General features: G+C 73.3%; 21 protein-coding genes and 2 pseudogenes. 14 read left to right on the forward strand and 9 right to left on the reverse strand.

Going from position 1 to position 18,911, the window contains the following annotated elements; translation table 11 throughout:
* On the forward strand, positions 1 to 1,371 hold the full coding sequence (locus tag ElP_RS39190; protein ID WP_197447240.1) for a replication initiator protein A: 1,371 nt from the start codon (positions 1 to 3) through the stop codon (positions 1,369 to 1,371).
* Positions 1,372 to 1,427: 56 nt separating this feature from the next.
* Here ElP_RS39190 and ElP_RS36985 read toward each other — a convergent pair whose 3' ends face one another.
* Complete coding sequence (locus tag ElP_RS36985; RefSeq protein WP_145279909.1) at positions 1,428 to 2,396, reverse strand: SDR family oxidoreductase; 969 nt, start codon at positions 2,394 to 2,396, stop codon at positions 1,428 to 1,430.
* 1,584 nt (positions 2,397 to 3,980) lie between these two features.
* Here ElP_RS36985 and ElP_RS40445 point away from each other — a divergent pair.
* The 6 genes and pseudogenes from ElP_RS40445 (at position 3,981) to ElP_RS37005 (ending at position 7,271) form a co-directional block, all read left to right on the forward strand.
* Complete coding sequence (locus tag ElP_RS40445; RefSeq protein WP_231749955.1) at positions 3,981 to 4,265, forward strand: ParA family protein; 285 nt, start codon at positions 3,981 to 3,983, stop codon at positions 4,263 to 4,265.
* Between the two features lie 50 nt (positions 4,266 to 4,315).
* Complete coding sequence (locus ElP_RS41585; protein WP_390836325.1) at positions 4,316 to 4,450, forward strand: hypothetical protein; 135 nt, start codon at positions 4,316 to 4,318, stop codon at positions 4,448 to 4,450.
* Positions 4,441 to 4,716: a ParA family protein gene (locus tag ElP_RS36995; RefSeq protein ID WP_145279911.1), complete on the forward strand. Its 276-nt coding sequence runs from the start codon at positions 4,441 to 4,443 to the stop codon at positions 4,714 to 4,716. Before ElP_RS41585 ends, ElP_RS36995 begins: the two co-directional genes overlap by 10 nt.
* A 432-nt stretch (positions 4,717 to 5,148) precedes the next feature.
* Positions 5,149 to 5,433, forward strand: a pseudogene (locus ElP_RS41665) (ParB/RepB/Spo0J family partition protein); the annotation flags it as partial.
* A 157-nt stretch (positions 5,434 to 5,590) separates the two neighbouring features.
* The gene (locus ElP_RS37000) at positions 5,591 to 5,776 is read left to right on the forward strand and encodes a hypothetical protein (protein WP_145279912.1); all 186 of its coding nucleotides are present in this window, start codon (positions 5,591 to 5,593) and stop codon (positions 5,774 to 5,776) included.
* Positions 5,777 to 6,623: 847 nt separating this feature from the next.
* Entirely contained in the window at positions 6,624 to 7,271 is a 648-nt protein-coding gene (locus ElP_RS37005; protein WP_145279913.1) for a hypothetical protein, read from the forward strand.
* Positions 7,272 to 7,616: 345 nt separating this feature from the next.
* On the opposite strand, the gene ElP_RS37010 is transcribed toward ElP_RS37005, so the two are convergent.
* The 3 genes from ElP_RS37010 to ElP_RS37020 all read right to left on the reverse strand — a co-directional run bounded on the left by ElP_RS37010 (position 7,617) and on the right by ElP_RS37020 (position 8,814).
* The gene (locus ElP_RS37010; protein WP_197447242.1) at positions 7,617 to 8,024 is read right to left on the reverse strand and encodes a helix-turn-helix domain-containing protein; all 408 of its coding nucleotides are present in this window, start codon (positions 8,022 to 8,024) and stop codon (positions 7,617 to 7,619) included.
* A gap of 131 nt (positions 8,025 to 8,155) precedes the next feature.
* Complete coding sequence (locus ElP_RS37015; RefSeq protein ID WP_145279918.1) at positions 8,156 to 8,479, reverse strand: helix-turn-helix domain-containing protein; 324 nt, start codon at positions 8,477 to 8,479, stop codon at positions 8,156 to 8,158.
* Positions 8,480 to 8,520: 41 nt separating this feature from the next.
* Complete coding sequence (locus ElP_RS37020) at positions 8,521 to 8,814, reverse strand: type II toxin-antitoxin system HigB family toxin (RefSeq protein ID WP_145279920.1); 294 nt, start codon at positions 8,812 to 8,814, stop codon at positions 8,521 to 8,523.
* A 130-nt stretch (positions 8,815 to 8,944) separates the two neighbouring features.
* Here ElP_RS37020 and ElP_RS41595 point away from each other — a divergent pair.
* The 4 genes and pseudogenes from ElP_RS41595 to ElP_RS40915 all read left to right on the forward strand — a co-directional run.
* Positions 8,945 to 9,055 (forward strand): annotated as a pseudogene (locus ElP_RS41595) (hypothetical protein); the annotation flags it as partial.
* 15 nt (positions 9,056 to 9,070) lie between these two features.
* Positions 9,071 to 9,409, forward strand: a complete 339-nt coding sequence (locus tag ElP_RS37025) for a hypothetical protein (RefSeq protein ID WP_231749957.1) — start codon at positions 9,071 to 9,073, stop codon at positions 9,407 to 9,409.
* A 236-nt stretch (positions 9,410 to 9,645) separates the two neighbouring features.
* A complete protein-coding gene (locus tag ElP_RS40910; RefSeq protein WP_145279924.1) occupies positions 9,646 to 10,059 on the forward strand; it encodes a hypothetical protein in 414 nt (137 codons plus the stop codon).
* Between the two features lie 224 nt (positions 10,060 to 10,283).
* Positions 10,284 to 13,406, forward strand: a complete 3,123-nt coding sequence (locus ElP_RS40915) for a hypothetical protein (RefSeq protein WP_145279926.1) — start codon at positions 10,284 to 10,286, stop codon at positions 13,404 to 13,406.
* A 115-nt stretch (positions 13,407 to 13,521) separates the two neighbouring features.
* On the opposite strand, the gene ElP_RS37040 is transcribed toward ElP_RS40915, so the two are convergent.
* A complete protein-coding gene (locus tag ElP_RS37040; RefSeq protein ID WP_145279928.1) occupies positions 13,522 to 14,628 on the reverse strand; it encodes a hypothetical protein in 1,107 nt (368 codons plus the stop codon).
* Positions 14,629 to 14,928: 300 nt separating this feature from the next.
* Between ElP_RS37040 and ElP_RS37045 the strand changes: the two genes are divergently transcribed.
* The 3 genes from ElP_RS37045 (at position 14,929) to ElP_RS37055 (ending at position 16,402) form a co-directional block, all read left to right on the forward strand.
* Complete coding sequence (locus ElP_RS37045; RefSeq protein ID WP_145279929.1) at positions 14,929 to 15,672, forward strand: DUF4058 family protein; 744 nt, start codon at positions 14,929 to 14,931, stop codon at positions 15,670 to 15,672.
* Positions 15,673 to 15,775: 103 nt separating this feature from the next.
* Complete coding sequence (locus tag ElP_RS37050; protein ID WP_231749959.1) at positions 15,776 to 16,057, forward strand: DUF433 domain-containing protein; 282 nt, start codon at positions 15,776 to 15,778, stop codon at positions 16,055 to 16,057.
* Positions 16,058 to 16,060: 3 nt separating this feature from the next.
* Positions 16,061 to 16,402: a DUF5615 family PIN-like protein gene (locus ElP_RS37055; RefSeq protein WP_145279932.1), complete on the forward strand. Its 342-nt coding sequence runs from the start codon at positions 16,061 to 16,063 to the stop codon at positions 16,400 to 16,402.
* Positions 16,403 to 16,459: 57 nt separating this feature from the next.
* On the opposite strand, the gene ElP_RS40470 is transcribed toward ElP_RS37055, so the two are convergent.
* From ElP_RS40470 to ElP_RS37080, 4 genes are read right to left on the reverse strand one after another with little or no spacing between them, the layout of a single operon-like run.
* On the reverse strand, positions 16,460 to 17,284 hold the full coding sequence (locus ElP_RS40470; RefSeq protein WP_231749960.1) for a prepilin peptidase: 825 nt from the start codon (positions 17,282 to 17,284) through the stop codon (positions 16,460 to 16,462).
* Positions 17,281 to 17,814, reverse strand: coding sequence for a DUF5658 family protein (locus tag ElP_RS37070; RefSeq protein ID WP_145279935.1), 534 nt, complete (start codon positions 17,812 to 17,814; stop codon positions 17,281 to 17,283). The genes ElP_RS40470 and ElP_RS37070 overlap by 4 nt, the downstream gene beginning before the upstream one ends.
* A 25-nt stretch (positions 17,815 to 17,839) precedes the next feature.
* Positions 17,840 to 18,253: a hypothetical protein gene (locus ElP_RS37075; protein ID WP_145279937.1), complete on the reverse strand. Its 414-nt coding sequence runs from the start codon at positions 18,251 to 18,253 to the stop codon at positions 17,840 to 17,842.
* Positions 18,250 to 18,831, reverse strand: coding sequence for a prepilin-type N-terminal cleavage/methylation domain-containing protein (locus tag ElP_RS37080; RefSeq protein WP_145279939.1), 582 nt, complete (start codon positions 18,829 to 18,831; stop codon positions 18,250 to 18,252). The genes ElP_RS37075 and ElP_RS37080 overlap by 4 nt, the downstream gene beginning before the upstream one ends.
* Positions 18,832 to 18,911: the final 80 nt, after the last annotated feature.

The following is an 18,911-nucleotide window of genomic DNA, read 5'->3' on the forward strand; positions in this document are numbered from 1 at the left end:
ATGAACATCGCCGAGTTCCCGATCACGCTCCTGGCCGATCGCGCCCCCAGGGGGCAGCGTCGGATTGAGTACGCCGACCGGATCTTCGACCCGGGCTCCGGTCGGGAGATTGACCGGAGGCTGGTGATCAGCGCGCCGGAGGAATACGGCCTGCCCACGGCGATCGACGACGACGTGATCCTCGCCCTGATCCAGCTGACCCGTCGCCAGAACGGCTTCGCCAAGCCGGAGGTGTACTTCTCCCGGCTGCAGCTGATCGACCTGCTGGGCTGGCCCGACAAGGGGCGCAGCTACGACCGGATCGCCGCGTCGCTGGACCGCTGGGCCAGCACCTATCTCAAATATGAAAACGCGTGGTGGGACAACGAGGGGCGCTGCTGGACCAGCGGCGGCTTCCACATCATCGACAGCTACAAGCTCGGCGACGGCCGGGCCTCGGGGGGGAGGGGGTCGCGGTGCCGGGTGGTCTGGGGGCGGGAGTTCTTCAAGAGCTGCCAGGCCGGCTACCTGAAGGGGCTCGACTACGACCTCTACATCCGGCTGACCAGCCACCCGGCCCGCCGGATGTACCGCTTCCTGGACAAGCGGTTCTACCACAAGGCGGAGTGGGAGTTCGAGCTCAAGGACTTCGCCTTCGAGCACGTCGGCCTGAGCCGGACCTACCGCGACGCGGGCAAGATCAAGGAGAAGCTCCGCCGGGGAATCGAGGAGCTGGAGGAGGTCGGGTTCCTCGTCCCCCTGCGTCCGGACGAGCGGTTCGTCAAGCAGGGGAGGCGCTGGGTGATCCGGATGACCCGGGCCCAGGCCGAGCCGGCCGAGGAGCCTCCCCCGGGGGTCGGAGCCGACCCGATCGTCCGGGATCTGGTTGACCGGGGGGTCACCCCGGCCACCGCCGTCGAGCTGGCCACGTCGCACCCGGCCGGGGCGATCGCCCGCCAGGTCGAGGCCTTCGACTGGCTCATCTCCCGGGAGGACCGCCGGGTCCGCCTGAGCCCGTCGGGCTACCTCGTCGAGGCGATCCGCAAGGACTTCGCCCTGCCCCGGGGGTTCGCCTCCAAGGCCGACCGCGAGGCGAGGCGTCGCGAGTCCGAGGACCTCTTCAGCCAGGGCCACCAGGATCGCCTCAGGGAGCGTGAGCGGGCCGCCCGGGGGAAAGCCGACCGGGAGGCCATCGATCGCTTCTGGGAGGCCCTGGGGCCTTCAGAGCGGTCCCAGGTCGATGACCAGGCTCTCGCCGTGGCCCCCCCGGAGGTCGTCGAGGCTTATCGGGGGATGACCCCGGCCTCGCTCAAGGCCGTCTTCTTCCGGGACACCGTCCGGGACCCGTTCATCCTCGGCCTGATCCGGGGGGATGCTCCGGCGGCGACGTAGGGCCGGAGGGGACTGACCGGATCACCCCTTCTGCCCTGCCCCGGCGGCCCCTGGGATCAGCCGACGCCGACGCCGCCCGAGGTCATCCAGCCGACGGTGTGTCGGAGACCCTCCTCGAAGTCGACGACCGGCTCGAAGTCGAGGTCGGCTCGGATGGCGGACAGGTCGGCCTGGGAGTCCCGGACGTCGCCCGCTCGGGGGGGGCCGAACTCGGGATCGAGGGTCGTGCCGAGCGCGGCGTTGATCGCCTCGACGAGCTGGCGGAGGCTGATCCTCCGGCCGGTGCCGACGTTGAAGACGGCGCCCCCGAGGGGGCGGTCGGCGTGCAGGGCGAGCAGGTTGGCCCGGACGATGTTGGCGACGAAGGTGAAGTCCCGGGTCTGCTCGCCGTCGCCGAGGATCGTCGGGCGGCGGCCCTCGGCCATCGCCCGGACGAACAGCGAGATGACGCCGCTGTAGGGGCTGGAGGGGTCCTGCCTCGGGCCGAAGACGTTGAAGTAGCGGAGGCTGACGGCGTCGAGGCCCATCGTCTGGGCGTAGACGGTCACGTAGTGCTCGCCGGCGAGCTTGCCGGCGGCATACGGGCTGAGCGGCCGGGGGAGCATCCCTTCGTGCTTGGGCAGGGTCTCGGTGTCGCCGTAGGCGCTGCTGGAGGCGGCGAAGACGACCCGGCGGACGGTGCCGGACTGGCGGGCCGCCTCCAGGACGTTGAGGGTGGCCGTCGGCCCGCTGGCGTGGGAGGCCAGGGGCTCCCGGACGGATCTCGGGACGCTCGGGATGGCGGCCTGGTGCAGGACCCCCTCGGCCCCCTCGACGGCCCCCCGGCAGGTCTCGAAGTCGGCGAGATCCCCCTCGACCCATTCGTAGGCATTGCCGAGGTGGTCGAGGTTGGCCCGGTGCCCGGTAGCGAGGTTGTCGACCACCCGGACGCGGTGGCCGTCGGCCAGCAGGGCCTCGACCAGGTGGGAGCCGATGAACCCGGCCCCCCCCGTCACCACGACCAGCCCCTTGGGATGCGTCGTCATCGCGTCAGCTCATCGGTCTCGAAGGATCGGCCAGCGGCCCGTCGCCGGAGGCCCCGGCATTATCGGCCAGCGGGGGAGCGGACCGCACCCCCCTGCCCTGCCACCCCCAGGGGTCGGAGGTGACCCCGAGGCAAGGAACGCCCGGGACGGCCGGGCGTGACCCTCGGCCCTGCCCCTCCGGAACGGGCCGAAACCTCGCCGAGGTGCCCTCCGACCCCCACACGATCGGGGGTGCCGGGAAGGCCTGCGGAGGGCCGCCTCGGTGCTGGTGATCACCCGGTGATCACCCGGTGATCGCGCCCCCGATCCGGTCCCGGTCGGGGCGATCGGCGGTCCCGGAGGGCTCTCGAAGGGGAGGCCCCGGGGACGCCCTCCCGATGGCCTCGTCCCGAGGTGCCGGGGATCGAGGACCGTGCCCCGCAGGAGAAGCCGTCCGGGAGCCTCCCCGTCGGCGACGGGGGCGATGTTCCCCTCCGGTTCGCGGCCGATCGCCGAGGGGGTGATCACCCGGTGATCGGGGGGAGCGCACCGGGGCGCGGCGGGTCCCGATCACCGGCCGGGCATGGCCCCCGGGAGGCAGGGGCCGGAGGATCAACGACGCCCGATCACCGATACTCCCGGGAGGACAAAACGGGCCTCCGGTTCGGGGTGATCACCCGGTGATCGGCCGGGGCGGCCGAGGTCCTGGAGACGGGGTGATCACCCGGTGATCGGGCCCCATGGACGGTCCAGGTCGAGGGGCGACGAGATCGGCCGATTGCCGACGGCCCCGGGGTGATGAGGCCGCCCCTGACCTGGCGTGATCACCCGGTGATCACCGTCCCGGGGGCCCGCCGAATACTGGACGACGTTCCGCCCGAGGTCGTTTGTCGTCCGGCAGATCGGCGGCGGCGATCCCGAGTTGGTCGCCGGCGATCGAGGAGGCCCCCGACCCCGGGCGAAGGTGGGCTGGTCGGGCACGAATCGGGGGAGGACCGGCAGCCCCGGCCGCCGGGCGATCGCCCCGGAGGAGGCCCCGAGCTGGCGTCCCAAGGGTGGCGTGATCGCCGGGTGATCGGCGGCTGGCTGAAGACCCCCGGGAGGGGGTGGTGATGCCGCTCGCCGGGGGGGTGATCACCCGGTGATCACCGTCCCGATCCGTCGTCGGTGCCCATCTCCCGGCGGCGCGATCACCGGGTGATCGGGGCGTCTGGCCGTCGCCCTGGCGCACCAGGTCGGGGCGTCGAGCCCACGCCCTTGCCGGCCGTCCCGGTGCGGTCGGGGAGGGCGTCGACGATGCGCCGATCACCGGGTGATCGGCGGCGGGTGGTCTTGCCGTCGGGGCGTCCCGGGGGGATCCATCGCGTCCCCCGGACGGCGATCGGCCCGGGGGCCGGGTCGGGAGGAGGGCGCGGTGATCACGGGTGATCGCGCCGGGGCGGAAGGGTTCAGGGGGGGCGAGGCGTCGTCCGATACCAGGCCAGGGAACCGAGGCAGGGAGGGACGCGCGATGGCCGTGGTGGCGATGGTGAACCAGAAGGGGGGCGTGGGCAAGTCGAGCACCACGATGCACCTGGGGGGGCCCTGTCGAGGAGGGGGCTCCGGGTGCTCCTGGTGGACAACGACGCCCAGGCGAGCCTGACCAAGGGGCTGCTCGGCGACGAGGAGGCGAGGGGGCTCGACCCGGCCACCACCGTCTACGCCCTCTACGCCGGGATCCCGACGCCGGCGGAATTGCTCGTCCGGCCGACGGCCTTCGACGGGCTGGCCCTGCTGGCCGGGTCCCCGGCGTCGATCAGCTTCAACGTGCCGGACCCGCACCGGATCGACCCGAGGGACCAGGCGGTGCTCCGGGACGCGCTCCGGCCGATGGCCGAGGGTTCGACCTGACGCTGATCGACTGCTGCCCGAACCTCCAGCGGGCGACCTGGTCGGCCCTGCTGGCGGCCGACTCGGCCCTGATCCCGACCATGCCCGAGCTGTTCGGGGCGCAGGGGCTGGCGGAGGTCCGGGACTGGGTGACGCTGTCGAGCAGACCTGGGGCCGGCCGCTGCCGATCCTCGGGGTGCTGGTGACGATGTTCAACGGCCGGAGGGCGATGCACCGGACGTTCGTCGAGCTGCTGGCCGGCGGCTGCCCGGAGCTGCTCTCGGGCACCGTCCCGGAGTCGGCCGACTTCCCGGAGGCGATCGCCGCCGGCCGGCCGATCCACTATCACAAGCCCCGGGGCGCGGCCGCCCGGGCGATGGACGGCGTCGCCGACGAATTGCTCGATCGCCTGGCCGCGCTCGGCCTGCTCCCGGCGTCGGGGATCTCGGGAAGGAGGCGGCCTGACCCATGAGCACCCCCAGCGACAAGGCCCGCGAGCGGACCCTCTCGAAGTACGGCGACGCGATGCGGTCGAGCCTCGGGTTCAACCGGACCCCGGGCACCCGCTCGGCATGGCGCCGCCGAATGGGAGCGTCGGGGCGAGGATGGCCGGCGTGGTCAACGACCGGGAGGCGGCGGTCATCGAGGTGGCCCGGATCGCCCCCGACCCGGAGCAGCCCCGCCGGGGAGTTCGACGAGGAGGCGATCGGCCGGCTGGCCGAGTCCCTCCGGGCCCGGGGCCAGCTCCAGAACGTCGTCGTCTTCTGGTCCGAGGACCTCGGGTCGTACGTGCTCGTCTCCGGGGAGCGGAGGTGCGGCCGCCCGCAAGGCCGGGCTGGCGACCCTGCGGTGCAAGGTCCTCGACCGGCGCCCCGACGACGCCGACCGGCTGGCGATCCAGCTCATCGAGAACTGCGTCCGGGAGGACCTCCGGCCGGTCGAGCAGGCCGCCGCCTTCCGGTCCCTGATGGAGGGCAACGGATGGAGCACCCGGCAGCTGGCCGAGGCCCTGAACATGGCCCAGGCGACGGTGGTCTACGCCCTCGGCCTGCTCGACCTGCCGGAGGCGCTCCGGGCCCGGGTCGACCGGGGGGAACTCGCCCCCCGGACCGCCTACGAGATCGGCCGGCTCGATCGCCCCGAGGACCAGGAGGCCCTGGCCGATCGGGTCGCCTCCGAGGGGCTCACCCGGGACGACGTCGTCGCCGAGGTCCGGGCCTCCTCCCAACCCCCGGGCGACGCCGGAGAGAAGGAGGCGGGGGCATCGGCAAGGGCCGGTCGAAGGGCAGGGGGGGGGCCTCCCGGGGTCGAAGGGCAAGGCGGGCCCCCGCCTGCCGACCTCGAAGGTGTTCCGGATCCCCGGCGGCCGGCTGACCGTCGAGCGGTCGAAGGGGCTCGACGCCGAGTCCTACCGCGCCGCCGCCCTCCTGCTGCTGGAGCAGGCCGACCGCCTCGATCCCCCGGCCGACTCACCCTCCTCCCCGGCCGTCGACGACGCCGATCCCGGGGCCGACCCCGGCCTGGCGGCCTGATCGGGGGGACTGCCCCCCGGTCGACCCGATCGGCCTCCCCATCGCCCCCCTCCCGACCGGAGATCCGCCGGTCGGGAGGGGATCGGTGCGCTCCCGGTGCATCCCCAGGATTCTCCGCAACGCGTTTCGAGGCAACGAATTGCCGGAGGACAAATGGGTTCGCTCGGTCGCAAGCGCACCGACGGGCCGACGCCCCTCCCGATCGGCCCTCGGCGGCCCCGATCCGCCTGCCGGTCGCTTCCCGGGGCGAGGTCGTCCCGATCGGGTCCTTGCCGACGGGACGGGGTCGGTGCGCCCAAGGTGCGCCCCCGAGATTCTCCGCAACACCCGTCCAGATGGCGGTTTGCCGAATTGCAAATGGGTTCGCTCGGCGCGGCGCACCGGGGCGGAGTCCCCCGCTCCCCGATCGGCCGGGGAGGGGCCGATGTGCCTCGGCTCGGCGGCGACGGTTCGGGGGAGGCGGTGCGGGTCCACGGGGGCGTCCTCGGTTCGGGGGCTCGCCGTCGAGGGCCGGGGCTCGACGGCCGCCGGGGAGCCATTCCTCCGCGCGATCACCGGGTGATCGCGCGGCGGTGAGGCCTCACCGGCGAGGGGAAATCCCTCGACGATAAGATCGAGGAAATGGCCGTCGGCAGTCACTCGGGGGCGAGGATTTTCGCCCAGAGTGCTGGAGGGCCGAATCGAGGGTGCGGTCGAGCGTCCCCCCCGGGGACGGCTCGTCCCGACTCGGTTAGGATGAGGAAGAGGAGGTGCCTGCCATGCCGCTGCGAGACCACTTCCGGCCGCCGCTCGACGACCTCATGCCCTGGGATGGGGTCCACGGTGGCTGGCCCATGAAAATCGTCGAATGGCTCGGGCGGAGGCTGCCTCGGGGTTCGTCGCGGCGCCCCACGTCCACCTGGGGTCGTCGATCGAGGTCGACGTGGGGACCTTCGAGCGGGCCGAGGAAGGGCCCCCCGGCTGGCGATCCGACGTGGGGGAGGGCGGGGTGGCGACGGCCGTCTGGGCGCCGCCGAAGCCGACGCTCGGCGTGGCGACCGACCTGCCGGGGGCGGACGAATACGAGGTGCTCGTCCACGACACCCGGAGGGGGCGCCGGCTGGTGGCGGCGGTGGAACTCGTCAGCCCGTCGAACACGGACCGGCCCGAGCACCGCCGGGAGTTCGCGACGAAGTGCGAGGCGATGCTCCGGCAGGGGGTCTGCGTGGCGATCGTCGACGTGGTGACGACCCGGTCGGCCAACCTGTACGGCGAGCTGCTGTCGAGGCTCGGGATGGCCGACCCGTCGCTCGGCGACGAGCCGACGCCGACCTACGCCTCCTCCTGCCGGTGGTCCCGGGGCGGGGGCGAGCAGCGGCTGGAGGCCTGGGCGTACCCGATGGGGCCGGGCCTTCCCCTGCCGACCCTGCCGCTCTGGCTGGCCCCCGGGCTGGCGGTGCCGCTGGAGCTGGAGGGGAGCTACGAGGAGACCTGCCGGGTCCTCCGGATCCCGTAGCGGGCCCGAAGACCGGAAGGCCGGCACTCGATCCGAGTCGCGAGGGCGTCGGGCGAGGGCAAGAGCGGTGTCGGGGTCTCCCAGGAGCAGGGAGGAGACGGCGAGCAAGCGGAGGAAGTCGGGGGAGGGGAGAGGGCCATGCAGGCTCGGTCGGCGACCCGGGCGGCCCGGGGATCTCCGGAGCGGAGGGAGCGCAGGGAGGAGCGTCGGAGGCGATGGTAGGAGGCGGCGAAGGCCCGGAGCAGGCGGAGGTCGGACGGGCAGCGTCGGCAGGAGTCGGACCAGGGCTGCGAGGCCCGGCGGGTGGGGCAGCGGATGGTGTCGGGGGCCGGGGGGGAGGAGGCGTCACGGGGGTGGCGCTCCGGGTGGGGGCGCGTCCTCCAGCGACCAGATCAGCCGCTTGTTCAGGGCCCGAGCCATTTCCCGGAGGGTCCCCACCGTCGGGTTGGCCACCTCGCCCGTCTCCAGCTTCGACAGCGTTGACCGGTCGATCCCCGACCGCTCCGAGACGTCCGACAGGCGCAGCCCTTGACGTTCCCGCTCCGATCGCAGGATTGCCAGGGCGGCGGCCAGGTCCGGGTCGATGATCGCCGAGGGGGGGAACTCCTCTCGGATTCGTCGGATCACGTCCTGCTCCTCCTCGAAGCCCTCGAGAGTCGCCCGGTGAGCAGCATCCCGGGCGATCGCGGCCTCGGCAGCAGCGCGCTTCTCCGGAGGCAGGGCCTCCAGCTCGCGTCGAGTCCGGGGGTGCATGGGCGGGCTCCTCATCGGGGCGTCGGCTCGCAGGCCGTGACGGGGCGGAGGACGATCACCGGGTCGGTCTCCAGGAGGTCGTAGATAATGCGACGAGGGCCGGCAAGCACCGCTCCGGGGGGGGCCGGCATTCATTCGAGGTAGGAGATCAGGTCCTCGACCTCGGCGGCGAGCTGGGATTGGTTCAGGCCCCGGCTGTCCATGAGGAAGCGGTGGACCTCGGCGTCGGTCGCCGGCGGGATCGGATGCTCGGCGGCCTCGTACTTGTGGACCAGGTCGCTGAGGACGTCGAGGTAATCGAGCACCCCCGGGGCGATGTCTTCACGGATGACCAGCTCGTCGACCATGGCGATCGCCCGGTCGAGCTCGTCGTCCGACCGGATCGGGCGGAGCGGGAGGCGACGGACCAGCTCGAAATACGGGTCTCGGTCGTGCGAGGTGGCGGCGGTCGCCATGATCGGCCCCTCCTGGCGGCCCGACGGTGCCGGGGATGGTCTCAGCAGCAGTCCGCCTTCCAGGCGCCTCGGTCGTACTGCTCGTGCGTCAGGACATGGAGGACGTAGAGCCTGCCCCACTGGAACAGGATCCTGGTGATCAATCGATACTTGTTGCCGCCGATGTTGAAGACGCCACACCGGCCGACCTGATCCGCGCTCTTGGAGCAGGTTGCCCTCACTTCCGCGAAGCCTTGCCAGGTCGAACGGGAGGCGATCTTGTGGCAGCCGTACGACTCCTCGACGGATCCGACGAGGTCCCGGAGATCGGATGCGGATCCGAGCGACGAGGACACCCGGGTATTGGGCCTCCGACGGTTCTCCTGGGCGCCGTCCGTCGATTACTAATGGGGGAGCCGGTACAACGCGCTGGACCAGTTCGCGACGCGGTCGCTGGCGTTCGCACCGCTCGGGGTGGCGCTGGCGATGGCCTTCGGGAAGCGGGAGCGGCTCGGGTCGGCGACGACCCTGGTCGTTGCTTCGGTGACGGCGGCGGTCATCGAGGCGGGGCAGTCCTTCATCCCCGACCGGCATCCGGGGACGACCGACCTGATGATCCAGATCCTCGGGGCCTGGCTCGGGTACAAGCTTGCCCGGCACGTGGCCCACGCCTTCGAGGCCGACCGGGAGAGCCTGGGGGAAGCCCGGTACTGCTATGGCTTCACCGCCGCCGCCGGTTCCGCCGGTCCTGCCGGCCGGAGGCCGACGGCCGGGGCGTCCGCCGGGCGGATCCGGCGGCTCGTCGGGGGGGCGAGGGGGCGGTTCGACGACCCGGTCATGCCCCGGTTCGAGGCGCTGCCGTACCCGGCGAAGCTGGCGGTCCTGGGGGCGGTGGCGGCCCTCGTCTCGGTGGCCCTGGTGCCGATGGTCGGCCGCCTCGGGCTGTTTTGAGCCGGTCCGACCCGCCCGACCGTCGCAGGCCGATCGAGGCGGCCGAGAATGCGGGAGGGCGGTCGCGTCCGGGGGAGATCCGCGTGATAACGTGCGCCGGAGGGGGTGCCTGCGCGCCCCGGGCCGGGCCGATCGAGGCCCGGCCGCCGGGACCGTCCGATCGGGCCCCGAGGCCTTCCCCGGGCGAGTTCGAGTCGGGGAGGGGAAGGGGCCTCATGCAGGGAGGGGAGGGAGCCATGAGTCCGAGTCAGGGACGAACGGGCAGGAGGATGGTCGTCTCGGCGGTCGTCCTGGCGGCGGCGCTGGCTGCGTCGGGGGGGGCGGGGGCGGACTACGACCCGCCGAGGGGACACCAGGCGGTCGGGTACGGGCCGGAGGGCCTGGCGGGGCTCGGGTACGGGCACGGGGCCTGGTATGCCTGGCCGTACCACACCAAGAGCAACATTTACGGCTACCCGGACTTCGCCTACGGGAGGGGGCCGGTCCTCAACCTGGGCAGCTCGGCGTTGCAGCCGGGGTTCCGGGGCTACGGGGTGGTCGGCAGCCCCGGCTACGGGCTGGGGATGTACCCGAGCACCTGGACCGACCAGCGGCCGTCGATCTTCGGGCACCTCAAGGGCCGGGGACACGGGCATGGGCGCGGGTGGTGACGTGACCGCCTCGGGGGGTCGGCCCGGGCGAGTTTGACGGTCAGGAGGCCTGTCGGGCGGCCGTCAAGGCCGATTCGACCCGGATCATCGCGTCGACCGCGATCCCGCTCAAGGTCGGCGGAAAATGGACCCGATCCTTGGGGAGAGCCGGCCGGTCCCGGTCGCAACGATGGCGGCCGGGGTGCGGCCCGATCGGGTTCTCGCTGCCCCGAGGATGGTGTCGAATGAACGCGTCAAATCGACCGGGGGGGCGGTGCCGGCGGCTCGGCCTCGCGGGCCTGGGACTCGCCGCGACCGCCTTCATCTGGGGGGCCGCCCTGGCGCCATCCCGGGCCCGGACGTTCCAGGGTGAGGAGTCGGCCTCCCCGCCGACGCCCCCGACGGCCCCGAGCCCGGTCCCGACCGACCCCGGCCCGGGGGCCTTGCCGACGCCCGGGGACCGGCCCGAGGCCGCCCTCGGCGACCCCGGTGGGCCCCTGCCCGACCTCGGGCAGCTCGATCCTCCTGCCCCGGCGATCGAGCTGCCCGACGCCCTTCCCGGGCCCGAGCCCGACGCGCTTCCCGAGCCCGGGCCTGAGCCCGCCGCCGGTTCGCCCGCCGAGGCGCCCGAGGTGACGGTGCGGTTCGTGCCCGGGCCGGGCCCGGGGCCGGAGGTCGACCCGGCCTCGCTGCCGGGGCCGTCCCAGCTGGAGAGCCTGGGCCCGATCCCCGCCCCGGCCCGGGGGCTGGCCGCCCCGGTCCCCCCCCAGGTCCCGATCGCGGTGCCGGGCCCCGACGAGGTCCTGGAGGTGCTGCCGAGCGTCCCGACCGACCCGACCGAGGTCATGGCCGACCCGGACCGGCCCCTGCCGGGTGCCCTGGCCGACGAGGGGGGCTTCGGGCCGGAGGTGACCCCGCCGCCGGTCAACCTCCGGGTCATCGACGAGGACCTCGAGGCCGTCTTCCAGATGCTGACCGGGGACTCCGGGGTGAGCATCTTCGCCTCGCCGGCGGTCGTCGGGCGGGTGACCATCGAACTGGAGGACGTGCCCTTCGACCAGGCCCTGAACATCCTGCTGAGGCAGAACAAGCTGGCCGCCCGGCGCGAGGGGAACCTGATCTTCGTCTACACCCTGGAGGAGGCGCTGGAGCTGGAGCAGCAGCAGCGCAAGCAGGTCGTCCGCGTCTACCACCTGAACTACGTGCAGGCGTCGGAGGTGATCCAGATCATCGCCGGGTTCAAGAGCGCGCAGGGGGTGATCGTGGGGACGCCGCAGGCCGCCCAGGGGATCAGCGGCGCCGGCAACGCGGGCAGCTTCGGCAGCCCGACCGGCGGGATCGTCGGCGGCGGCATGGGGGGCGTGGGGGGTGGCGGCGGCCTGGCCGGGGGCGGCCTGTCGTCCAACGAGGCCATCGGGGGGGGGCTGTCCGGGGGCGGGTTCACCGCGGCCGGCTCGCCGGTGACCGGGGGGGCCGGCGGGGGGAACTCCTACGCGGTGCACGACATGGTGGTCGTCCGGGACTACCCGGAGGTGATCCAGGTCATCGACGAGATCGTCTCCCGGCTGGACGTGCAGCCGATGCAGGTGCTCATCGAGGCGGTGATCATCAGCGTCGAGCTGCGGGACGGCCAGGAGCTGGGGGTGAACTTCGCCCTGGTCGACAACCTGGCGACCAACGCGATCGTCTCGGGCAGCGGGGCGGCGATCAACCTGGCCGGCGGCTTCAGCCCGGCCCAGGTCCTCTCGGCCGCGGGCCCGGCGACGGCCCCCGCCCCGCTGGGCCCCTACTCCGACCCCCGCCCGAGCCAGCTGCTGCCCGGCTACCTGGCCGACCAGGGGCTGAAGTACGGGTTCGTGAGCAACAGCGTCGCCGGGTTCATCCGGGCCCTGGAGACGCTCAACAAGATCAACATCCTGGCCAGCCCCCGGGTCCTGGTGCTGAACAAGCAGCTGGCCGAGATCCAGCTGGGCCAGCGGCTCGGCTACGCGACGACGTTCACCAACCTGACGACCGCCTCGGAGCAGGTCCAGTTCATCCCCGTCGGCACGCTGCTGGCGCTGCGGCCGTTCGTCTCCCAGGACGGGATGATCCGCCTGGAGGTCCACCCCGAGCGCAGCTCGGGCACGATCGACTCGGCCGGGATCCCGCAGCTGACGACCTCGGAGCTGACGACCAACATCATGGTCCCCGACGGGGCGACGATCGTCATCGGCGGCCTGATCGACAACGTCGACGAGATCAACGAGCAGGGGGTGCTCGGGCTGAGCCGGCTGCCCTTCATCGGGCCCCTCTTCCGCACCCGGACCATGCAGATGAGGAAGCAGGAGCTGCTGGTCCTGCTGACCCCCCGGATCATCAACCGGGGGGGCCTGCCCGCCCCCCGGCCGGGCGTCCCCCCCAAGGGGCCCTCCGGCGTGCCCAACTCCGGGCCGATGCCCGGCCCCTCGCTGTTCGCCGACGCCGAGTGCGAGGTCCCGGTCGTCCCCCCGGTGATGATCGAGCCCGGCCTGATGAACGGCCGGGTCCCCCGGGAGACGCTGTCCGCCTCCTCGAACCTGAGGGACCTGCTCTTCACCGACTTCGGCGCCGCCGCCGCCTCGTCGGCCGAGGAGCTGCTCGGCGCCTCCCGGTCGTCCCCGAGCCTCCCGGCCCCGGCCCGGCCCACGGCCCCCGAATCCGCCGCCGACGCCTCCCCGGCCTCGGCCTCGGCCGGGGCCGGGGCCGATCCGGAGGTGCAGGCGGCCTCGTACGCCCCTCCCCGGGCCGCCCCCCGCCGCGTCGACGCCGCACCGACGCCCCCGCAAGGTCCATCTCCGCCGTCGCATTCCGGCCCCGCCTCGGCCCCGAAGCCTCCCGAGGAGGACCGAGGCTACCGGCCGGGGGACCTGACCCGGGCGGTCCTCTCCCGGATCTCCGACCGCCTGAAACCCGATGAGGCGAGCCCCTCGGCGATGCCCGGCCCGGTCGTCCCGGCCTCGTACTCGGTGCCGGCGACGGCCTCGGCGGCGCCGGCACCGACCCCGGCCGTCTCTCCGGCGAAGGCCCCGGCGGCCTCCTCGGTCGGGATCACGCAGCACGTCGTCCGACCGGGGGAGGACTTCCGGGCGATCGCCGGCCGCTACTACGGCAGCCCGGCCCTGCACACGGCGCTCTGGGCGGTCAACCGCCACACCTCGCCGTCTCCCGAGGCGATCCAGCCCGGCATGACGGTGCTGCTGCCGCCGACCGAGGTCCTGGAGCGCGTCTACGTCGACGCCGTCCAAGCCACCGTCCGGGCCCAGGGCCCCGAATCGGCCGCCCCGCCCCGCCCCTCGGGCGATCGCAAGCGGTTCGGATTCCTCGGCGGCTTGGGGGATCGGCCGTAGGCCGCGGGAAGGCACCGGGCAGCAACACACGGGGGCGGGCCGAATCCGATCGGCCCGCCCCCGTGTCGTTTCGCGCTGGGCCGTCCCCGGTGGCCCGCCCGCCCCGCCCGGCCGATCAGGTCTGGCCGGGGTAGACGGGGAGGATGTCGCCGAGGCCCTTGCCGGCGAAGAGCAGCCGGACGCTCTCCCGGACCTGCTGCCGCGAGTTCTCGATGATCGTCGAGATCGAGGCGTTGTAGAAGTCGACGGCGTCCCCGGTGCTCGAGGGCAGGGGCTGGGCCAGGAGCTGGGAGAGCAGGATCTGGGGCTCCTGGCCGGCGATCTGGCTGGTCAGGAAGAACTGGATTGCCGTCTCCGGGCGAGGGGTGTAGTAGGCACCAGGCAGCCGGGGGAGCCGGATCGGCAGCCGATTGAAATAGGTGACGAGATCGCCGGAGAGTTGCAAGGTACGTTGGTTGACGAAGCCGAGGTACTGATTGGCGATGTCGGCGGTGTTCGGCGGGGGCACGGTGACTTCGGGGGCTTCGACGTTCAGGGATGTGCCGACGGGCAGGGGATCCTCGGGGATGGGGATCACGACCTGATTGAAGACGCCATCCTCGTTCTGCACGATTTCGGTGCCGAGGTCGCCGCCGAACTCCCCCGTGAGGGGATTGTAGGGCGCCACGCCCGTCAGGATTCCGGCGCCCGTCCCGGTGACCTGATAGAGTCGGGGAGAGTTCCCGGGCGCCTGGACGACGACCCGGAGCGGCGCATCGGGGGACGCGGGGGGCAGGTTGGTCTCGTTGACGACGAACACACCGCTCCGGGGGATGTAGAACTCGGAGAGGGTGAGCTGAGTCTCCGTGGCGGGGGGGGGCTGGACCTGGAGACTTTCGAGGTAGCCGGCGGCCGCCGCGGCGATGTCGGCGGCGAAGGCGGCGTACTGCTGGTCGATCACGACCTCGGGGCTCTGGGGGAGCCGGGCGGAGGGGGCCTGGAAGGCCCTCCGGGGCTGCTGCTGCGCCAGCAAGGCGCGCTGCTGCGCCTGGGCCAAGAGGAGGCGTTGCTGCTGGAATAATTGCATCCGCTGGGAGGGATCGGGCCGGTTGGCGGCGGCGGCCTGGTGCCAGGACCTCAGGGCGGGGCGCTGCAGCGGATCCCGGAGGCCGATCGCCGACAGGACGACCCGCTCCTCCAGGGCGTCCCAGCCGGTGGGATGGAATCGGCGTGGCGTGCTCATCTCGGGAAGGTCCCTCCGTGATTCCAATCGCCTCGAGGCGCCCGGGGCGGTCGTCGGGTCGGCGCGCGCCGACCCCCCGGCCGGGCGGACTCGGGCCGGACTGCTCGTCCTATCGGCCTCGGCGGGAGGCCGTCGACATCGGGGATCGGGGGGCCGTCCGGCCCTCCCCCGATCGACCCTCACGACCGCGCCCCCGCTCGGGGACGACCCTCGCCGGCCGTCAGGGGGCCCCTCCCGATCCTCCCCGAGTTGCGGCCCCGGGCTGGGATCGGCGATTATGGGGGCGAGGAGGGCCCGATTATGCCGCTTCGAGACCACTTCCGACCGCCGCTCAACGACCTGACCTCCTGGGATGGTTTCCATGGCCAGTGGCCGGCGATGATTGTCCTGGGGCTCGCCCGACGGCTGCCTCGACGCTACGTCGCGGCCCCGCACGTCCACCTGGGGACGGCCATCGAGGTCGACGTGGCGACCTTCGAGGGGGACGAGCCGGCCCCGAACCAGGGGCCCGCCGGGGCGTCGGGCGAGGGGGGAGGGGTGGCGGTCGCCCCCTGGGCGCCGCCGGGGCCGTCGGTGGCGGTGGCGTCGGAGCTGCCGGAGGCGTCGGAGTACGAGGTCCGGGTCTACGACGCCCGGAGGGGCCGCCGGCTGGTGGCGGCGGTCGAGCTGGTCAGCTCGTCGAACAAGGACCGGCCCGAGCACCGCCGGATGTTCATCTCCAGGTGCGCCGAGCTGCTCCGCCAGGGGGTCTGCGTGGCGATCATCGACCTGGTGACGACCCGGGCCGGCAACCTCTACCTCGACCTGCTGGGGGACCTCGGCCAGGCCGACCCGACGCTCGGGGAGGATCCCCCGACGACCTACGCCGCCTCCTGCCGGTGGGTGCGCACCGCCGAGTCGAAGACCTTCGAAGCCTGGTCGTACCCGATGCCGGTCGGCCGGGCCTTGCCGACCCTGCCGCTCTGGCTGGCCCCCGACCTCGCCGTCCCCCTGGAGCTGGAGGCGAGCTACGAGGAGACCTGCCGGGTCCTCCGGATCGCCTGATGAGGGCCCGTCGCCCCGAGGGGCGGCCGGTGACGGTCGGGGGACGGACCGCGCGTTGCCGGGGGGGCCGCCCAGCCCTATGATCGACCGGGGAGGTCCTGCCATGCCGGATGAGCTGATGACCCGGGAGGTGGAGCGGCTGATCGCCGGACTTGGTGCCGGGATCGAGTCTTCCCCCGAAGTCTGCGGCGGCGAGCCTTGCGTCGCCGGTACCCGGATCACCGTGAGGACCCTGGAGCAGTACCGCCGCCAGGGCCTGACCGAGGCCCAACTCCTGGACGCCTACCCGGCGCTCCGCGCCACCGATCTGGTCAACGCCTGGGCCTACGTCGCCGCCCATCCGGGGGAGGTGGAGCGATTGATCCGAGAGGACGAGGAGGCGTAGGCCGTGGCTCGGCTCTACGCCGATGAGAATTTCCCGAGGCCGGTCGTCGAGGCCCTGCGAGGCCTTGGCCACGACGTGCTGACCGCCCTGGAGGCGGGCCAGGCTGGCCAGAGGATCGCCGATGATGCTGTGCTCGCCTATGCACACTCCCTGGCCCGTGCGGTGCTGACCCACAATCGCAAGCACTTCCGCGGCCTGCACGCCTCGGGGCAGGAACACAGCGGGATCGTTATCTGCACCGAAGACCGGGATTTCGGCATGCTGGCCGTCCGGGTCGCCGCGGCTCTGGCCGAGGCGGGAGATCCGTCGGGCCGGTTGATCCGAGTCACCCGGCCGAGGGCCTGAGGGTACGCAGGGGACCGGGCTGCGGCCGGCCCGGCTCGGCTGTCTCCCAATTCGTGATCAGCCGAGGCCGAGCCAGGGGCCGGCGGGGATCGTCGCCAGGCCGGCGAGGCCGAGGGCGAGGGGCAAGGGCAGGGGGGGGCGGTTGGGGTCGGCCGTGCGGCGGAGGATCGCCGGGAAGGCCTCCGAGGCCAGGAGGATCGCGGAGGCGATCGCGAAGACCGGCAGGGCGGCCCGGATGCCGACGAAGGCGCCGACCATCGCGGCGAAGGCCGGGTCGCCGGGGGCGATCGGGCCCGGTGCCGACGCCCGGCCGCCGAGGTGGCGGGCGAGCAGGACCGTGCCGCCGCAGGAGGCCAGGCCGAGCAGGGCGTCCCGCAGGCCGGAGGTGGTCGCCTCGCCGGGCAGGTCGGGGCGGGTCGCCCCCAGGAGCAGGGCGGCGAGCAGGCCGACCGAGGCGATCGATCGCGGGACGGCGCCCCGGTCGCCGGCGATCAGGGCGCCGGTGACCAGGAAGGCGGAGAGGGCCAGGGCGTCGAGCACCCGCCAGGCCAGCAGGGCCGGCCCCCGCTCCAGCAGGTCCGCCGGGGCGGCGGCGAGGTAGGCCACGACGAGCAGGAGGCCGACGGCGGCCTCGATGACCGGATACCTCGGCGAGATCGCCATGCCGCAAGAACGGCATCGGCCCTTGAGCATCAGCCAGCCGAGCACCGGGAGGTTGTCCCTGGGGGCGATCCCGGAGCCGCACCCGGGGCATCTCGACGGGGGATGGGAGAGGCCCAGGCCCAGGGGGATCCGGTGGGCGCAGACGTTCAGGAAGCTGCCGACCGACGCACCGAGGGCGAAGAGGAAGGCGGCGGCGGCGAGGTGATGGGCCCCGCTCATGGCCGGCCCCCCGTGGCCGTGGCGGCCATCGCCGAGGGGTCGGACCGGCCGTGGATCGCCTCGGAGGCGAGCCGGAGCAGGTGGATCTGGTAGCCCAGCAGCAGCAGGTACAGCGCCACGAAGGCCGGGAAGAGGTGCCGGACCCGGAACCGGGTCCGGAACATCCGGTGGTGCTGGAAGACCAGCAGGACGGGGAGGCAGACGGCCGTCATCAGGTACTTGCCCAGGATGAAGGTCATCGGCCCGCGCTCGATGAGGAGGGCCATCACCGGGTTGGCCTCCTCGCAGCAGAGGTCGATGAGGATCATCGTCAGGATGCCGTCGGTGAGCGTCAGCACCAGAAGCATCAGGATGAGGACGCCGAGCGACTCGTCGTAGCGGTCGACGAAGGAGAACGGCCCGAGGTCCCCGGCCCGGCGGTGCTGGCGGCGTCGGGCGGGCCTGGTGAGGGCGTCCCAGGGCCGGGTCGGCCGCCGTCGGCGGTCGCCGGCCCGGGGGGCCTTGCCCTCGTCTCCGGGGTGCTCGTTCATGGGCCGATCCGCTCCATCGCCTGGGTCACTCGAAGGGGGCCGGCGGCGAGAGGCCGAAGTCGGTCCCCACGGCGTAGGGGGTCGCCGAGACCGACCACCGGCCCGTCGCCTCGTCCATCAGGACGTAGGTCAGCGTGTAGGTCGCCGTCGAGCCCCCCTGGGCGACCTCCACGGTGCAACGATAGGTCCCGGGGGTCCCCTCGGCGCCCAGCTCCGACTCGGGGGGCACCCCGGTCTCCAGCAGGCCGACGCCGTGGGAGAGGGCGGCCAGGCTGCCCGACTGCCTCCGGGAGCGTCGGCCGAGGGCCTCCTCCACGGCGATCGTCGAGGCGCACTGGCGATTGGCCAGGCTCCAGACCATGAAGATCAGGGTCAGCTGGGCCAGGACCGCGATCAGGGCGAGCCCGGGCCGTCGGCCGACTCGGGGCGGTCGTCTCATGGCTTGCTCGCGATGAAGGTGTGGGTGCGGGTCACGTCCCGGTGCCGGAAGCTCAGGTCGATCCGGAGCCGACGGCCGGTGCCGTCGGGGTCGGGGTCGACGGCCATCGCCAGGACGTCGCCGGCGACGGCGGTGGTCGTGCCGGTGGCCTGGTCCCAGCGGAGCAGGGCCCCGTCGTCGACCTGGTAGACGACCCGGTAGTCGGACAGGTCGTAGGAGGCGAGGCCGTCGGTCGGGCTGTTGTCGAAGCAGATCTCCAGGTCGGTGCCGTCGGTGGTCCGCCAGCCGACGAAGGCGAAGTCGGCCGCCTCGCCGAGCCGGCCGATCGGCACCGGCAGCGAGCCGCCGAGGTCGGCCCGGAGGGAGGCGGCGGCCATGATCGCCTCCCGGGCCAGCCGCCCCCGGCGGTAGGACTCGACCGCCGGCACGCCGAAGGCGGCCCAGGTGGAGGCGAGCAGGACGCCGAGCAGGCCGGTGAGCACGACGGCGCAGGCCATCTCCACCAGGGTGAAGCCCCCCCGGCGTCGGTGCCGGGGGATCGGTCCCGGTCGCGTCCTCGGTCGGGGTCGCCTCCCCATGGTCGGTCCTCCGCCCGGCCCGGGGCCCGGGGGACCTGCCCGGCGAGCACCCCAACGGCCGCCCGCCGCCGCGGAGGCCG

Origin of the sequence: Tautonia plasticadhaerens, from assembly GCF_007752535.1 — a bacterium.
Taxonomy (GTDB): Bacteria; Planctomycetota; Planctomycetia; order Isosphaerales; family Isosphaeraceae; genus Tautonia; species Tautonia plasticadhaerens.

Coding starts and splice junctions, on each gene's coding strand:
- ElP_RS37015 (WP_145279918.1), bottom strand. CDS start 8,479: ATGGCGACCGCCGCCACCTCGCACGACCGAGACCCGTATTTCGAGCTG.
- ElP_RS37010 (WP_197447242.1), bottom strand. CDS start 8,024: ATGCACCCCCGGACTCGACGCGAGCTGGAGGCCCTGCCTCCGGAGAAG.
- ElP_RS37045 (WP_145279929.1), top strand. CDS start 14,929: ATGCCGCTTCGAGACCACTTCCGACCGCCGCTCAACGACCTGACCTCC.
- ElP_RS37050 (WP_231749959.1), top strand. CDS start 15,776: ATGCCGGATGAGCTGATGACCCGGGAGGTGGAGCGGCTGATCGCCGGA.
- ElP_RS37040 (WP_145279928.1), bottom strand. CDS start 14,628: ATGAGCACGCCACGCCGATTCCATCCCACCGGCTGGGACGCCCTGGAG.
- ElP_RS37005 (WP_145279913.1), top strand. CDS start 6,624: ATGGCTCGGGCGGAGGCTGCCTCGGGGTTCGTCGCGGCGCCCCACGTC.
- ElP_RS40915 (WP_145279926.1), top strand. CDS start 10,284: ATGAACGCGTCAAATCGACCGGGGGGGCGGTGCCGGCGGCTCGGCCTC.
- ElP_RS37025 (WP_231749957.1), top strand. CDS start 9,071: ATGATCCAGATCCTCGGGGCCTGGCTCGGGTACAAGCTTGCCCGGCAC.
- ElP_RS37075 (WP_145279937.1), bottom strand. CDS start 18,253: ATGAGACGACCGCCCCGAGTCGGCCGACGGCCCGGGCTCGCCCTGATC.
- ElP_RS37080 (WP_145279939.1), bottom strand. CDS start 18,831: ATGGGGAGGCGACCCCGACCGAGGACGCGACCGGGACCGATCCCCCGG.
- ElP_RS39190 (WP_197447240.1), top strand. CDS start 1: ATGAACATCGCCGAGTTCCCGATCACGCTCCTGGCCGATCGCGCCCCC.
- ElP_RS40470 (WP_231749960.1), bottom strand. CDS start 17,284: ATGAGCGGGGCCCATCACCTCGCCGCCGCCGCCTTCCTCTTCGCCCTC.
- ElP_RS36985 (WP_145279909.1), bottom strand. CDS start 2,396: ATGACGACGCATCCCAAGGGGCTGGTCGTGGTGACGGGGGGGGCCGGG.
- ElP_RS40910 (WP_145279924.1), top strand. CDS start 9,646: ATGAGTCCGAGTCAGGGACGAACGGGCAGGAGGATGGTCGTCTCGGCG.
- ElP_RS37070 (WP_145279935.1), bottom strand. CDS start 17,814: ATGAACGAGCACCCCGGAGACGAGGGCAAGGCCCCCCGGGCCGGCGAC.